Annotated in this window: 15 protein-coding genes and 2 pseudogenes; 5 read left to right on the forward strand and 12 right to left on the reverse strand. The window is 58.8% G+C overall.

The genetic code is table 11. From position 1 onward, the window contains the following. The first annotated feature begins 15 nt into the window (after positions 1-15). The 3 genes from ACSQ3D_RS09570 (at position 16) to ACSQ3D_RS09580 (ending at position 2,836) form a co-directional block, all read left to right on the forward strand. Positions 16-1,068 carry a site-specific integrase gene (locus tag ACSQ3D_RS09570; RefSeq protein WP_436126701.1) on the forward strand — a complete coding sequence of 351 codons (1,053 nt, stop codon included), beginning with the start codon at positions 16-18 and terminating at the stop codon, positions 1,066-1,068. Positions 1,069-1,574: 506 nt separating this feature from the next. Continuing rightward, positions 1,575-2,165: a hypothetical protein gene (locus tag ACSQ3D_RS09575; RefSeq protein ID WP_436126702.1), complete on the forward strand. Its 591-nt coding sequence runs from the start codon at positions 1,575-1,577 to the stop codon at positions 2,163-2,165. 308 nt (positions 2,166-2,473) lie between these two features. Further along, a complete protein-coding gene (locus ACSQ3D_RS09580) occupies positions 2,474-2,836 on the forward strand; it encodes a hypothetical protein (protein WP_436126703.1) in 363 nt (120 codons plus the stop codon). Between the two features lie 56 nt (positions 2,837-2,892). Here the strand turns inward: ACSQ3D_RS09580 and ACSQ3D_RS09585 are convergent, their stop codons facing one another. From ACSQ3D_RS09585 to ACSQ3D_RS09605, 5 genes are all read right to left on the reverse strand, one after another. Beyond that, positions 2,893-4,215 (reverse strand): hypothetical protein, encoded by a 1,323-nt coding sequence (locus tag ACSQ3D_RS09585; RefSeq protein WP_436126704.1) that lies wholly within the window; start codon positions 4,213-4,215, stop codon positions 2,893-2,895. A gap of 352 nt (positions 4,216-4,567) precedes the next feature. After that, complete coding sequence (locus ACSQ3D_RS09590) at positions 4,568-4,933, reverse strand: hypothetical protein (RefSeq protein WP_436126705.1); 366 nt, start codon at positions 4,931-4,933, stop codon at positions 4,568-4,570. A gap of 359 nt (positions 4,934-5,292) precedes the next feature. Further along, on the reverse strand, positions 5,293-5,715 hold the full coding sequence (locus tag ACSQ3D_RS09595; protein ID WP_436126706.1) for a hypothetical protein: 423 nt from the start codon (positions 5,713-5,715) through the stop codon (positions 5,293-5,295). Between the two features lie 120 nt (positions 5,716-5,835). After that, positions 5,836-6,510: a hypothetical protein gene (locus ACSQ3D_RS09600; protein ID WP_436126707.1), complete on the reverse strand. Its 675-nt coding sequence runs from the start codon at positions 6,508-6,510 to the stop codon at positions 5,836-5,838. A gap of 18 nt (positions 6,511-6,528) precedes the next feature. After that, the gene (locus tag ACSQ3D_RS09605) at positions 6,529-6,798 is read right to left on the reverse strand and encodes a hypothetical protein (RefSeq protein ID WP_436126708.1); all 270 of its coding nucleotides are present in this window, start codon (positions 6,796-6,798) and stop codon (positions 6,529-6,531) included. A 95-nt stretch (positions 6,799-6,893) separates the two neighbouring features. On the opposite strand from ACSQ3D_RS09605, the pseudogene tnpC reads away from it, so the two are divergent. Continuing rightward, a pseudogene (gene tnpC / locus ACSQ3D_RS09610) lies at positions 6,894-7,952 on the forward strand (IS66 family transposase). Positions 7,953-8,023: 71 nt separating this feature from the next. Here the strand turns inward: tnpC and ACSQ3D_RS09615 are convergent. Then, positions 8,024-8,866 (reverse strand): glutamate racemase, encoded by an 843-nt coding sequence (locus ACSQ3D_RS09615; protein WP_436126709.1) that lies wholly within the window; start codon positions 8,864-8,866, stop codon positions 8,024-8,026. A 252-nt stretch (positions 8,867-9,118) separates the two neighbouring features. On the opposite strand from ACSQ3D_RS09615, the pseudogene ACSQ3D_RS09620 reads away from it, so the two are divergent. Further along, positions 9,119-9,460, forward strand: a pseudogene (locus tag ACSQ3D_RS09620) (transposase); the annotation flags it as partial. Positions 9,461-9,657: 197 nt separating this feature from the next. Here the strand turns inward: ACSQ3D_RS09620 and ACSQ3D_RS09625 are convergent. The 6 genes from ACSQ3D_RS09625 to ACSQ3D_RS09650 all read right to left on the reverse strand — a co-directional run bounded on the left by ACSQ3D_RS09625 (position 9,658) and on the right by ACSQ3D_RS09650 (position 14,913). Beyond that, positions 9,658-10,458, reverse strand: a complete 801-nt coding sequence (locus ACSQ3D_RS09625) for a class I SAM-dependent methyltransferase (protein ID WP_436126710.1) — start codon at positions 10,456-10,458, stop codon at positions 9,658-9,660. Between the two features lie 768 nt (positions 10,459-11,226). After that, the gene (locus ACSQ3D_RS09630; RefSeq protein ID WP_436126711.1) at positions 11,227-11,901 is read right to left on the reverse strand and encodes a YkgJ family cysteine cluster protein; all 675 of its coding nucleotides are present in this window, start codon (positions 11,899-11,901) and stop codon (positions 11,227-11,229) included. Positions 11,902-11,972: 71 nt separating this feature from the next. Next, entirely contained in the window at positions 11,973-12,338 is a 366-nt protein-coding gene (locus ACSQ3D_RS09635; protein WP_436126712.1) for a TipAS antibiotic-recognition domain-containing protein, read from the reverse strand. Between the two features lie 96 nt (positions 12,339-12,434). Continuing rightward, positions 12,435-13,328 carry an AraC family transcriptional regulator gene (locus ACSQ3D_RS09640; RefSeq protein ID WP_436126713.1) on the reverse strand — a complete coding sequence of 298 codons (894 nt, stop codon included), beginning with the start codon at positions 13,326-13,328 and terminating at the stop codon, positions 12,435-12,437. Between the two features lie 456 nt (positions 13,329-13,784). After that, on the reverse strand, positions 13,785-13,949 hold the full coding sequence (locus ACSQ3D_RS09645; protein WP_436126714.1) for a hypothetical protein: 165 nt from the start codon (positions 13,947-13,949) through the stop codon (positions 13,785-13,787). A gap of 580 nt (positions 13,950-14,529) precedes the next feature. After that, positions 14,530-14,913 carry a GNAT family N-acetyltransferase gene (locus ACSQ3D_RS09650; protein ID WP_436126738.1) on the reverse strand — a complete coding sequence of 128 codons (384 nt, stop codon included), beginning with the start codon at positions 14,911-14,913 and terminating at the stop codon, positions 14,530-14,532. Positions 14,914-14,987 lie beyond the last annotated feature (74 nt).

The following is a 14,987-nucleotide window of genomic DNA, read 5'->3' on the forward strand; positions in this document are numbered from 1 at the left end:
ACCTCAGTTTCGACCATGCGCCTGCCTTCCCTGAAAAGTGTTTCCTCGCTGGAGCCGTCTTCCCTGTCGCAGGTGACTGTGCAGGCGGTGGACGAATTGATGCGCGAGGGCGAGTCCGCGAATACGCTGGCGAGCTATCGCTCAGCGTTGAGGTACTGGGCTGCTTGGTTTGGCGTTCGGTACGGTCAAGCCATTGCATTGCCATTGCCAGCGACCGCCGTTCTGCAGTTCATCGTGGATCACGCGCAGCGGACCACCGCCGATGGCCTGGCTCACGAGCTGCCGCCTGCCATTGACCAAACGCTGGTGGATGCGGGATTTAAAGGCAAGCCAGGCCCGATGGCCCTCAACACCTTGATCCACCGGATTGCTGTGCTGTCCAAGGCCCACCAGCTCCGGGAGTTGAAAAACCCTTGTCAGGATCCCAAAGTCCGCGAGTTGCTGGCCAAGACACGCCGGGCCTACGGCAAGCGTGGCGCGCTTCCGCAGAAGAAGGATGCGCTGACCAAGGACCCATTGATGGCCATCTTGGACACCTGTGATGAATCACTCAAGGGCATCCGTGACCGCGCCCTCCTCCTCTTTGCATGGGCTTCCGGCGGGCGCCGCCGGTCCGAAGTGACGGGGGCGACGATGAAGAATCTTCACCGCGTGGGGCCCAGCAGCTTCACCTACACCCTCGCCTACTCCAAGAGCAACCAGACTGCCGCTGATCGTCCGGAGAACGTGAAACCGCTGGAAGGCATTGCGGGCGAAGCTCTGCAGGCCTGGTTAACGGTTTCAGGCGTCGTGTACGGTGCAATATTTAGACAGATCAGGAAAGGCGGGCACCTTGGCGAACCGCTCTCACCTGCTGCGGTGCGAGATATTGTTCGAGGGCGCGCAAAGCTTGCCGGGCTACCAGAGGTATTTTCTGCGCACTCGCTGAGGTCGGGCTTTGTTACCGAGGCCGCGATACAGAAAGTGCCGCTGGCTGACACTATGGCTATGACGGGGCATCGGAGCGTTGCCAGCATTGTTGGCTACTACCGTCTTTCCAAAGACAATCCAGCGGCTAAGCTGCTTTGACAAGCGGTATCTGTTGTTCTTTTAGCGTCTGCAATGCAGCGAGTGCTGTCCTCCAAACCGTGCCATCTAAGGCGCACTATCGGGCAACAGCTGCGGCTAGCGGTGTGAGAAAGCCCTCGCTGAATGTTTGCATTCGCTGGCAACAGCCGGCCCTGAGTTCGCATGATGATTCAAGCGCCTTAGGCTTCGCTCCATTTGCCATCTGGTTTACAGCGCCGGTATCGCGTTTGGGCGACAGCGCGGCTCCTCTATCCGCGAGCTTCCGGGTACCCGGTCACAACGATGCCGAGCACTCTGCGATGAGTCCTCTGAACCCGGTCGGGATGCGAGTCACTGCGCCGATGCCAAATCAGGTTGAATACGATTTCAGCCAATGCGATCGGGGGCTAAAAAGTACCAACTGGCGACCAGCGGGCGCTGGGATGCTCGTCCGCTCTGGTCAGGCTAGCCGCCTTATGGCCACCGCTTTAGGACGAGCGCGTCTTGCCGATAACCAGAAGGTAATGATGAAAAGCCTCCTCGCTCTGCTGCTGGCCAGCGCCTGCTTCCAGGCGCAGTCCGCCAACCTGTCTCCCTGCGACAAGGCGGTGCGTTTCGCTGCGGCTTGGTTCGCTGACCCGGAAGTGGACAACGCCAAATCGGCCGCCGAACTGACGAAGATCGGCGCGGGCGCCGGCCGCAGCGGTACGCAACTCGGCCACGTCGTTGTCGAGACCAAGCTGGCGGTGATGCCGCAGACCAGTTGCCAGGGCGTCGTCGTGCGACTGGATTACATCAAACCGGTGCTGCGCGTGGCCAGCGAGTTCCCGCCGGGCAGCTGTGCATATGCGCATGTGATGAAGCACGAGCAGACGCATGTACGCATTCACCGCGACATCGCGCGCCAGTTCCGCGAGCTGGACTATCCCTGGGCCTCGCGGGTCAGCAGCGGGGGCATCCTGCTCTACGCAAAACAGGAACTCGACCGCCTGATGCATGCCCAGGTGCTGTTCGACAACCCCGAGGAATACGCCAGCAACTTCAGTGCGTGCGGTGGTGAGATCGCGCGGCTGGTGAAGCCTGCGGCGTCTACCAAGTCGGGGCAGACACCGGATTGAGGCAACCGCCTCCCGTGGGGCGCTGGATTCATCCGACGCTCTGCACAGGATCCTTTGACGTGTTCGTATGCTATTTGCGGCGACACCCTTTGTACAACGCCAGGAGCGGATCCATGGCGGGCTCCGGTTTTGGCTTCAGGTGCGCACGCTGTCCTTGAGCGGCTGTCAGGGCAATTCAGGTAGACAGCGTCCGGCAGGCGTCCATGATGCCCGGGCTTTGAGGGCCGGGAAGCACCGCTTGGACACCTCTACACGTCCGGAATAGACAGCTAGTATCCATCCGGACTATCTCAGCCCAGACACCCGCCTTGAACAACCACCCATCTTCACAACGCCCATCGGCCCCAGGACTAGCCCTTGCGGCTGCATTGATCCTGTACTGCGCTGCTGCGTGGTTTTCCGCTGACCTTGCCATCGCTGTGCACAAGGCCTGTGCCTCCGACTTCGAAGGTGGTTGCGGGCATGGCAAGGTGTGGGCAGGGGCGCTCTCTTGGCTTGCAGCCTGTGCGGCCGTCGCCATGGCGGGTGGCATCGCAGTGTTCTCGTCAGCGGTGCCCCGATTCAAGCCCGCGCTGACGTTGACCGCAGTCGTTTTTGCCTGTCCGTTCATCGCGTACGTGCTCTACGGGCTGTACCAAGTGGCTCCTGTCGTTGTGGAGCTGCTGCAGTAGGCAGGGGATATGTGAGCGGGCAGGCAAAGCGCTCCTCCCGTTCAAGGCACTGCGCCCTACAGCTGCGGAAAATTCCACGTCGCCATGTGCCGCAGCTCCTTGGCGCCGCCGTGGGTTATGCGGTCGGGCATGCCCTGGGCATGGGGGCGGGGGGCGACGCCCTGAGCGATGCGTTTTACGCCGCTGGTCTTGTCCAGGCTGGCGCACCACATCTGCCAGCGACTGCCGTCCATGCGGTCGCGAAAGCCCAGCTTGGCCAAGTCAGCCGGTGCGGGGGGTGTGGGCGACAGGATGTCCAGATATTCCATGCGGCCGCGCACGACGCCGGTGGGCTCGTCAGTGCGCATTTCGTGGCAGTAGGCAGCGCCCCAGAGGTCTTCTCGAAAGCGCACCGCATACACGTCGCCCGCGGCCAGCGGGCCGGGCACTGCACGCGGGGCTTTGGGCACCCCGGCGGGGCGGGCTGCGGACTTTGCACGAGGTAGTGGCTGCGGTGGTGGCGCGGCTGGCTCTGCGGTGGGGCGCTGAAGGTGGCCGAACAGGCTTTGCAGCAGGGCATCGTTGGTGCCGTGCGCCGCCGTCCACCAGGCCAGCGGGCCGGGGACTTCGACACGCACGCTGGGCCGCTGGTCGCGCTCGCGCGCGGAGGTGAAGCGGGTCCGCAGGCCGGGCCGATCCGGGGCCTGCAGCACGCCTACAAACGCCAAAGCCTCGAGCAACAGCCCCGCACGCCAGGGCTTGGCAGGCTGCAGCCACTTCGCGGCCTGGATGGCGGTGCGCGCCTGGCTGTAGCGGGCGGTGCCGGGCAGCCTGCGCAGCAAGTCCAGCAGCTGGTGCAGCACCCAGATGTCGCGTGGCGCGGGCTGGGGCCAGCTGTCGGGCGGGCACTGGAGCGCATCTTCCAGGGTCAGCACTGCGGCCAGCGGGCCGTCCTCGTCGCTCCAACCGGACCCTTGCAGCGCGCGGTGGTAAGCCAGTTGGGTACGATCTTTGGCCGTTGCGGTGTGAAAGCAGATGGCGCAGCGGTCTGACCCTGGGCCCATGGGCTGGTGCGCATGTTCTGGCATGGCCAAGCCCAGCGCCACCGCGGGCAGCACGGCCTGCCACTGCAGGCCGGCCGAGCCCAGCGATGCCACGAACGCGTCGGCAGCGCGACGCAGGTCCACCTGGGCTGCCAGGCTGCGCAGCCGCTGAATCGTTTCGTCATGGGGCCACTGCACGGGTGTGTTGGGCGTCCAGCCGGCATCGGCCAGTTGCTGACGATCCTGCGCGGTCACCGTATCGGGGATGCGAAAGAAGGACTGGCCGTGGCTGTCGATACCGTGATTGGCAACGTCGTAGATGCGATGCAGCAGCGGTGCGACCAAGTCGAAGTTCATGGTGAAAGTGGGCAGACGGGTAGGCGGTCGGGGGTGCAACACAGACGGCTCGGCTCAGCGCGGCCTACAAAGTCGCGCATGCCGACACATCCACGGCCAAGCTGGCTCCCACCACCGTACCAGTATCTCCCGGTGGCAAAAGCAACGGCCAAAGTCAGAGTCAGCGCTGCGTGATGCTAGCGGACTTGTGTGGCATGCCCGTCGCCATTGCACTACGTGTCATTGACGAACCCACGATCCACTGGAGCCGCCTCATGCGCGATTACGAACAATTCACGGATGTCTCCAAGGCCGTGATCCATACCGCCATGTCTGATCTCCTAGGGCCTTTGAATGCCTTTCCAAGCAGGCGCTAAGAGATATATGAGGCAAGGCGAACAACAAGCGGGAACCCTGCATAGAGCAAAAAGGTTATTGTCGGAATCATAGCAGCCCATTGCTCCATAGGTAGCAGAGAAAACGTGTGATATCCCCAGTGGACTGTTTTTTCCCTGCCAAATCGAAAAATCTTCCGCTCGATTTTTCTACGATTCAATAAGGTGCCAAGGATAAAAACTAACGGTGTTGAAATGATGGCCGCCAGTGCGAACATGGCACCTGCCCTAGACATTTTTATGCTATGCCAAGCAATTGAGTCGGAAATCAAATGACTAGATGTGAACAGGGCTGCAAGCCAAATTGCGGGTACTAGCCACCCCATACCTGAATAAATAAACATGCTTCCAATTCCTACCTTAAACTAACCTTTAAATTTATATAATGCCATTTGCAATGAATAGATTGGGGAATAATCTTGAGTGATTATCGTTTTCGATCTGTTCGGCCTTCGCCTCTGTCGAAGTCATGGTTGCCGGCTGCCGAGCGCGAGACGCTTATTTGACAGATGGGGTAGCGCCACCATTAGGGCCCTGCAAACGGCCAACGGTATCGTACGAGCGAGCCCACGAGGTCTGCTACTGCTCTCCAGCGGCACGTTCGGGCTGCGATCAAGGCAGATTTTGAATTCATAACCGCATTGAGAAATGGGGTCCAGCGTTGGCTCAGGGCCCATAGCGGAAATTAAGTCGCTCCAGTCGGTCACTGCAGAGGGGGCAAATTCGGATACGGGTTGCCATTGGAAGAATGGTGCCACAGCGCCCGCGTCGCTCGTTGAAGCTCGGCTGCATAAATTTTCTGCAGCGCCATACGTTCGGTGTCATCAAGCGCACCCTTTGGGGCAAATATCGCGGAGCCGCTGCACAAGAACAGGTAAAGCGCAGCCAGTTCCTCTAGTCGGCTCGACACCGACTCCACCTCAAAGAGGCTCGACTCGTTTTCGCTTGCCCCAATCGTCACCGGTGGCTCTTTTCTCGTTCGGTCTGCGATGTAGAGCGAAGTCCAAGTACGGCTGTTGACTGGATGCGAATTTCCATCTGTATCAACGTTCCATCCAGGGCCGAACAGCAAATCAATAAAGACCCGGAAGTCCGGGCGCTCTCGGTCGATTCTTACAAGGTGCATTCGGTGACTATTTCAAAAGTACGCGGTGAAGTTGCTCGGAGCGGAACTTGATGGACGACCCGTCCTTACCGAACTCTGCCCACAGCGAAGGACGCTACTGGGCCATGTGCGGACTTTGCATTAGGGACGCCAGACCTGGATGCCTCCGTCTGGTCCCGCTCCAGTTAGGAGCATTTGCCCGCGCCAATCGACGAGCATGATCTTGTATTTCTCGTTTATACGAGTGAAAGCTGAGGTTAGCGCGAGGTCGTCGCCACCACGCTCAACCATGGCAGCTAGCGAAGTGACGCTCGAGTCGGTGGCGATGCCGTAAAGGAACACCGACTCTGCTACCCGAATGGTGAAACCATCCTTGACTTGCCCTATCGGGGCCGACGATGTGGTGAGGATTGGCGCAGGCTTAATGGGACGTTGCATAAGCCCCGACAGCTCAGTGCTGCCGGCCGTCCCAAGAACCGGTGCGCCGGCGATTTTTCGAGCGTAGATGTTCTTCCAACCATATTGAATTCGATTGTCTTTCTCAAAGACTTTGAATTCCTTCAAGCGCTTTTGAATCTCAGCTAGGCGAGCTACCGGGTAAAACTCAACTTGGCGCCATTCGTCTTCGTGGAACTGTGGCGCCCCCTCAAATGTTTTACCCGTCAGGATCTCAAACTGGAGCTCGTCTGCCGCGACAGTTGGCAGTGTGAAGTTAATCGCCTTGGAACTCATCGTATTGACAGGGGACGCCGCTGTAGCAGCGGCCCCGATGCCCAGCACCGACATACTGGCAAGGAAGAACTTTTTCAGTGTCATGGTTGATGGAGCTGATGTTCAACAAGCGGCTTGAAGTGCCGCAATATAGGGCACCACGCTTGGATGCTGCTGGACCCATTGATCGCCTGGGTATGAGGATACGGAGCCTGTGCCAATGATGGTCGCGAGCGACCCGGACTTGCTGGCCTGCAGATGTTCGTGGGCCGCACGCATGATTGCCTCGCTCGCGGCCGATTCCGGCTCGCCAACTTCGGAATGCCACTGCTTTTGAATCGCACTTATGAGTTTGCCCGCCGCGGCCTCGAGGTCGGTTCGTGAATTCGTCATAGGGCGAAGGTCCGCTTTTGGCGGCGGATTCACCGCGCGTTATGACCGGCTGCGCCCCACCCACCAGGATCATCTAGACGGGCAGGAGGTGGGCCATGCGTGAGACCTCCATCGATGTACAGGCCCAACTGAAGGCGCTGCGGCTCAACGGCATGGCCACGGCCTGGGCCGATCTGACGGAGCAAGGCGGCGATACGACCCTGGCCGTATCACGCTGGCTGGTGGAGCATCTGCTGCAGGCAGAAGATGCTGACCGGGCGATGCGCTCCATCGCCCACCAGATGAAGTCGGCACGCTTCCCGATGCACCGCGACCTGGCTGGGTACGACTTCACCGTCGCGCAGGTCGACCGCACGTTGATCCAGAAGCTGGCGGACTTGTCGTTCACGCAGGACGCGCAGAACGTGGTCTTGGTGTGCGGCCCAGGCACTGGCAAGACCCACCTGGCCACGGCGCTGGGGATTGCTGGAATCACCCGGCATGCCAAGCGAGTGCGGTTCTACTCCACGGTCGATCTGGTCAATGCACTGGAGCATGAGAAGAGCCAGGGCCGTGACTTCGGGGGCTACAAAGCAGGGTTCGCGCAAGGCATCACGGAAGCCGGCTGTCTGGCACATGCGCGGCGCAAATTCTTTGACCTGCATGCGGCCCACAAAAGCCAGATTGCCGGCTTCGCGTTGGAGCAGTTCGCCAAGGTCTACGACATCGAGCGCGAGGTCAAAGAGCTCAACGCCGATCTGCGCCAGAGCATTCGGCAGCAGCACAGCAAGCCGGTGCTCGATGCGCTGCACCAGTGGATGACATTGCAGCGGCAAAAGCTGCCGGACAGCTCGGCAACTGCCAGAGCCTTGTAGTACAGCCTGCGGCGCTGGACCGCGCTGACGCGCTTCATCGATGACGGGCAACTGCCCGTTGACAACAACTGGATCGAAAATCAGATCCGGCCGATCAGCATTGGCCGGAACAACTGGCTGTTCGCCGGCAGCCTGCGCGCGGGACAGCGGGCGGCGGCCGTGATGAGCCTGGTGCAGTCGGCGCGAATCAACGGGCACGACCCCTACTCGTACTTCAAGGACGTGCTCGAGCGGCTGCCGACGCACCCGGCCAGCCGCATCAACGAGTTGCTGCCGCACCGCTGGTCGCCCGCTTCCTGAGACCAGGCGCCAGCCTCGTGCCGGGTGTCAAGGTGGACCGCGCAGCTGGCAACTGCGCCGAAGTGCTGCATTCAGTTCAGCATCGCGAACCACACGCTGTCATCGCCGTGGAATCGCCTTGTCCGTGCTGTAACGTGCTCGGGCGCTGCCGATGTATACAACGTGACGCCCGGCTCGTGGCTGCAAGCGAACTCAGGATGGCTTGCCAAGTAAGCGGCGAGACTGCAGGCCGTCACTTCCGGTTGAGAGAGCACCTCAACATCGGCAGGGAGCGCGTCGACAAATAAATCCGCGATCAACGGGTAGTGAGTACAACCAAGCAAGACCGCGTCCAGGCGCCGATCGCCCAGTCGGTGCAATAGGAGCTCCACATACCGTCGAACCGTGCGGCGCACAACCTGCACGGGCGCGTCGCTCTCGATGAGACGAACGAGGCGAGGACAGGCCTGCTGCACAATGTCGAGATGAGGCGCCCGCTTTGTGGCCTCGAACACGAATACTTTGCTTTCCACGGTATAGCGGGTCGCAAAGACGGCGACGGTCTTTGTGCTACCTGCGGGCGGGCTCGCGGGCAGTCCGGTCGACCAACGGACGCCGGTTACGGCCTCCACCATCGGGACGACGACGCCAATCACGCGCCGGTCCGGATAGTGCGCGGGAAGCCATGTCTGCTGAAGCCGCCGCAACCCAGTCGCGGCGGCCGTGTTGCAGGCAACGACGATCAACGAGCATCCCAGGTCGAACAGTCGCGTCAATGACGCCACCGTGAGGTCATAGATCGCATCGCCGTCCCGGTTGCCGTATGGCGCGTTGCCGTGGTCGCCGTAGTAGACGAAGCGCCTATCGGGAAGGGTCTCTCGAAGCGCTTTCAACACAGTGAGACCGCCACTTCCCGAATCGAAAACTCCGATCACTGCATCCCCGCTCGATACCAGCGCTCGCACGAAGACGAGCTGAACTCTACGTAAACGATCATGGACGTGCTGATCCCGGAAGTTTGATGCTTGCCGGCATTATCGCTCGACCTCTCCTGCGATCAATACCATCAGGGCCGAACCCGCGCCGCTTTCTGCCGCGCGGCGCGAAACGCACCGTTCCGCGCATCCCGAAAAGTTCAGGCCTGAGGTTCGTCGCATCCGTCAAGATGCGTTCGCCGGACGCATACAGCAATCGAGACTGTGACGGACACAGCTGACCGACCAGTGGTCCACTCAGACCGCGGGGGGCACTACCGCTGGCCAGGCAGGATATCGAGGATGCGCGATGCCAACTTCACCCGCTCGATGTCTCGTAAGGCATGCTCCCCTGACAACGCAGCCTGCGAGGGGTTCTTCGGTCGGCTGAAGAACGAACTGTTCTATCCTCGGGACTGGAAGAGCGTCGCCCTTGCGCAGTTCATTGAGGCAGTCGACGACTACACCCGCTGGTACAACGAGAAGCGGATCAAGATATCCCTTGGCTCAATCAGTCCCATCGAATACCGAGAGAGCCTTGGACTTGCGGCATAAAAACAGTCCAAGTATTTATCCGCCCCCCCCTTTGCGGTTTAGCTGGTCAGTTTTGGATTGGCACTAACAAGCGCCCGATCTGAGCGGCTACTTTGGGCCCACTAGCGGCCTTCGCCGTGGGGCAGAATCCGGCCAAAAGCTGCCGATTGCGAAGATTATGTATTCGATGTAAGCAGGCAATAAATCGCCTTCGGTCATCATGGCTTGCTTGCGCGGGTGGCAAGGAAGGTCGGCATATAGCGGTCAATCACAAAGCGAGGGCGCGGCTGATTATCTTCGTAAAAGCCCGTCAGAAAAAAGCCCGCTTCCAGTTGGCCGCCAATTTGCTCGTCCAGACTATGGCCGAACACCAGCGCGTCCCCGCGCCGCTGCTTATCAGCCAGCGCCTTCGCATCGAGATGCTCCACGTCCGAGTATGGCAGTGTAAAGCGCGGGCGTATCATCTCCTGCTCCGCATATGCCGGATCACGGTCACCAATAAATACCACCGGATTGTAGAAGCTGCTCAGCAGCGTGCCACCGCTGCGTAGCACGCGGAAGCACTCGCGCCAGACCGGGCGGATATCCGGCACGTACAGGTTGGAAATCGGATGAAACACCAGATCGAACGACGCATCGGCAAAGACCGACAAATCGCGCATATCACCCTGCACCACGTTCAGCTCCAGACCATCGCGCTGCGCCACCATGCGATCTTGCGCCAGTTGCCGATCAGAGGCGTCGAATACGGTAACGGCTGCGCCAGCCGCCGCCAGCACGGGAGCCTGTTGACCGCCGCCCGAGGCCAAGCACAATATGCGCAGACTGCGTACGTTATCGAGCCAGCCGCTAGGCAAGGCGTTCGGCGTGAGCCTGACCCGCCAGCTTCCATTACGGGCGGCGGCGATTTCGTCCGCACTGACCGGCCGAGACCATTCGCAGTGCTGCGCGGCCTGGCGGTCCCAGGAAGCGCGATTATGATTGAACACATCAATATAATTAATGGAGGAATGAGGCATAAGGTTTTCCTTGAATAGATGGGAAAACTGCCCGTGATGCTGCGACCGCGACCATGGTGTAACGGGCTAGCGCGGCCTGCACGCGCAGGCGCGTGTAAGCGACGCTGAATATGAACGTAAGTATGCGGCTGGCAGATCGCGCGTGGGCAGCGATAGTCAGATAGATGCAGGGCATCAGCGCATTACTTGTTCATGCCATCATGCTCCGGTGGTGTGAAAGAATACAATTTTAGCAGGTTGCCTGGGCGCATGCTATGTCAAACACAACTCCCCGCTCAACTCTAACCACTCTACGAGTGGTCAGTAAGCTTAAAGGTAAATTTCGGCTCAATGCCGTTTTCAGTGGAAGTTGACAAGCGCTCGTTGCCATGAGTTGCGGTAATGCATGGATTTCCCCACCCCCAACCCCGCCCCGAGGCGGGGAAGTCCTTGCCGCCGCACGGGCTCAGGGGCTGGCTGCGAAAAGCCGCAACCAACCCTAAGTTCTTGAGCGTAAAGGCATTTCTGCTGCCCTCAAGGGTTCGCTGTGCCGTGGTGCGCCCGCCCTTAACCGCAACAGAAATGCCGTGCGTACGTAGCCGAACAGGTGCTCAGCATCTCCTCTGTCGATATATCCCCTGCAGTTAGGACTTTCATCCCCTTGCGAGGGCAATACAAAGTTGATGCTTTGTTAGTTTCCGCGTGCGGACTCGAGGGTTACTCGGAAAGCCAACGCCGGACAGGCTGCAGTCGGGCTTTGCACCATCCAATGCCTGACCTACTGCAACTCTATCGGCTGTCTCGTCGTGGCATAGTGTCAAATTCTCGAGTGGCTTGAATCACATTTCGGGCAGTTTCTATCGCGCTTCGGTCACTAGGGCCGTTTAGAAACACGTGATGTACCTTGATGGCAATAATCGCAATCTCGGACGCTTTGGCGGGAGCCCTCTCGTGAGGAAACGCACTCTTATTTTCGATAATAAATCGAGCCGCTTCCTTTATTGCTTGGTGTCTTTGTCGCGAGGCAGAACTCGAATATTGAAATTCCCATGCAGAAATACGCATGTTGACATCTGACGTTGAGGCGCCCTCTTCCAAAAAACCGGCCGCAGCAAAGACGCGGCAATCATAATCTTTGCAGGCGAGTGGCCTCTTTGAATAAATAGAGCAGTTCTTATTTTTTAGCATTGGGCAATGGCCATTTGGCTTATAACCCATTTGGCTATGACCTTTTGGCAATCCTGGAGCATGCGTGAGTAACTGGCGGGGAATCGTTGAGAGGGCCTTAGTATCCGTTGGTCTTATATAAATAAAATAGGATGAGGTGCAACATCCTCTGCAGTCTCCGCAAGGGACAGACGTGCCCATCCCATTCTGAAAGGACGCCTGAATTTCCCCAAGCCAAGTATCGAAGTCGCCTGCGTCTATCAGGCTTGAACTCGTCGAGTTTTTTGCGACGCTCATCTACAATAGTTATTTTAAGGAATTCAATGGATGTTAAAACTCGAGGGCAATTGTTCCTGCCCCTTAGACGGCTACCGTAAATGAGCTTCTGCGCAGAATGGAATAGCCTCCGAAAGAAAGGAAGCCATTCCCGGGTGGTAAGCGAAATAATATTTAGTCATGTCAGGGTCCTCAACATAGTAAAGACTCATCCCAATATAAGCCATCTTAGATGGCGTATAAAATCTAGACACAATTTTGTGATGCTCTGCAATCAGTTCCTGAATTACAGGTGAGTATGGCGGATAGTCCGGTATCAAAATCACTAATTTTTTATAGAGGGTATCCCAATCGCGGTGGACTTGGGCCTTATCTACGTGCGCCCAATTATTGGTCGTTGCGAGCGAGTGAGCTTGCTCCTCGGCAAGAGCCGTCCTACATACTTGAGGGCAAACCATGTGTTTTTGTACTAAAAAAGCAATTACTCGTCTTTAGATTGACAAAGACGAAGCGTATACATGGAAGGACTGGGGCCCGCATCGCTAAACCGGATGTCATAGCGGCTTGACTGGCATACACAACGCGCATTCAAACTGGCCAGAGACTGAATCTTGTTTCGATCCTCCCTCATACCGTTCGAAGAATGGTCTGCTGTCAACTTGCATGCCGCTAGACGGCAACCAGTCGCGCATCAGCCGGGTCCACGCTTGCGCGATGTCGGTGCCATTTCCCCGATAGCGTGCCACGGCATACCGGCCGCCGGGCAGCGTTGCGATGCTGGCCGGGCTGAGGGCTTTGAAGTCGGCGGGGACCTCTACGCAGGCGTCGCAGCGGCATTTATCCGGCGGCGTGATGAAGGGATCGTCATGGCCAATGCCATAGCAGGTTGCATGACCCAGGCCTTGGGCCTCCCGCCAGGGCAGAAAGGTGTCCCGCCAGAAGCGCGTTACGCTCGGACCGTAAGGTCCGATGTGGCGCATGTATGCCGCTCGGACAGGCGGCAAAGTTTGAATGCTGATCTCCATGATGGTGGGCCTTTTCTCAACTCGTGTGTCAAAGTTGTTCCCATCATTTCCGCTTCTAGGGCGGGCAGCCTGATCCAGATTGCTGTTTTGCGCCAGTTCCTGCGCCCAACGTTGCGCCGTACCATGACGCCATGTGCTCGGCGTGCACCCGAAGCGAGATTTGAATGCCCGAGCAAAAGCCTCGCCGGAACCAAACCCCACGGACACAGCCACATCCAGCACCGAAACATCGGACTGATGTGAGAGCGTCAAGGCTGCGACATCGAGCCTGCGTCGACTGAGGTAGTCGCCTGGTGTCTCGTCCATCCACGCGACGAAGATGCGATGGAAGTGATAAGCAGAAAAATGCGCTACTTCTGCCAGCGCGACCAGATCCAACATCTGGTCAAGGTGGCGGTCGATGTGGTCAAGGACCTTGTTCATCCGTTGGGCGTAAGCCTCGGCGTGGGCCTGCGTGCGATTTGTCTTTGACGGCATGGCCAGTCCAACTTGAGCGATGGAACGCCTCGATGATGATCTCGCCCTAAGGCGGTTAGCGGAGCTGGCGCGTGAAGTATGAGCCACCGTCTCGCAACGGGTGAGCCAAGGCTCCACGAACAGTCGATGGAAGCCTAAAAAGCGACTCTGTCAATTTGGCGAGCTCCTAAACGTTAACGGCCGCTTATAGCCGGTTGCATATAACCGCCCGACGCCTAGCTGCCGGTCGGCGCCGTCGACGATGTGCAAGTCCTCTAAATTAGTCGACACCGCAACCGCACCGCGCATGCTGCAATATGAGCAGTTGCAGCGGCGCGCAGTGCCAGCCCGTCAGGCAGAATCAGCTGAAAACGCACGGAGCCGCAGTGGCATGCGGCTTCAAGTTTGCGACGTGGGTCAATGTCAACAGGGATCAAAGGGCGCTCCTGTAAAAAACTGAATGGGACGGGCGCTCATCGCTTCTTTGCCGTCCATTCTGCACGACACCACGACCCGCCGGGCCAACGCTTGGACACGCCCGAAGGCGTCTTCCGGCACCGACTCGGATACCTCAATGGTGATGTTCATAAGTTACCTCTCAAGCCTCCTGCCAGGTGCTGAGAACGTCCGTAGGGATCGACCGCTCGGACGTTTCTCTTCCACGAGTGACCAATAGTGCACTGCACTCTAACTCTTCAAAACCGCCTTGCCCAGGGTAGGCGTAGGACTACAAATCCCATCTCCAGCTACCAACAGCAAGGCAGTGACCAAAACCGCCAGCAGGGTTGCGACTACAGCCAGAAGTCGAATCAAGGCAGCCGCGGGACTGATCAGAGCCAGCCTGACGACAAGGTGTGATGGCGCATGAGTGTGTTACCTCACGCCCCCTGCGGCAGGTAAGGCGCGGCAACCGCCTAGGTCTTCCGACCTCATGAGCCCGCCACGCGCGGGCTTTTTTACGCCTGTTCCCTTTGCGTCAGGCCAAGCCGCCGCGGTGCGCCGCTAAGATGGAGCCCTTCAAAAACCGGGAGAGAGTGCCTGTGGGTAAATGCCTTCAGATGGCTGGTCATTGCGTCGTTTGCCATCCCCATCCTTAAGCGGTCAAGGCGGCAATGCCACGATGGGCCCAAGAAGCCCAGGTAGCGGAGTCAACCCCGCGCTGATCCCGTCACGAATGCCCAGTTTCGGTTGCGACGGCGCCGGATGCGAGCAAGATGTAATCTTGATCCTTTGCTCGGCCTCTACCAATTTGAACGAAGCTGTTCGCCCTGTAGAAGGCGAGTGCATTGGTGTTTTCGGCGACACATTTGAGCTGGTAAGGGGTAGTCGACCAGCCCGGTAGCGCGTGCAACAGTGTTCGCCCAACACCTCGATTTACAGCATCGGGATGAACGTGTAGGTGGTGGACAAAGTTGTTCGGTTCCCAAACCGAAATGAAGCCTAGAAGGCGATCCCCATCAAGGGCGAGGAGTTGCATTTCGCCCATCGTCTGGAGATCGAAATCTTCTAACGTGAACTCAGATGATTCTTCCCAGAAAAACGCGGTCTGAATCGCCCCGGGTTTCGCGGAGGCTGTTTGGTTTAAGTCAGGTCACCACAGCAGTGGCCTGACTGGCGAGTTGCCGG

This window comes from Acidovorax sp. LjRoot117 (genome assembly GCF_964252695.1).
GTDB lineage: Bacteria > Pseudomonadota > Gammaproteobacteria > Burkholderiales > Burkholderiaceae_C > Acidovorax.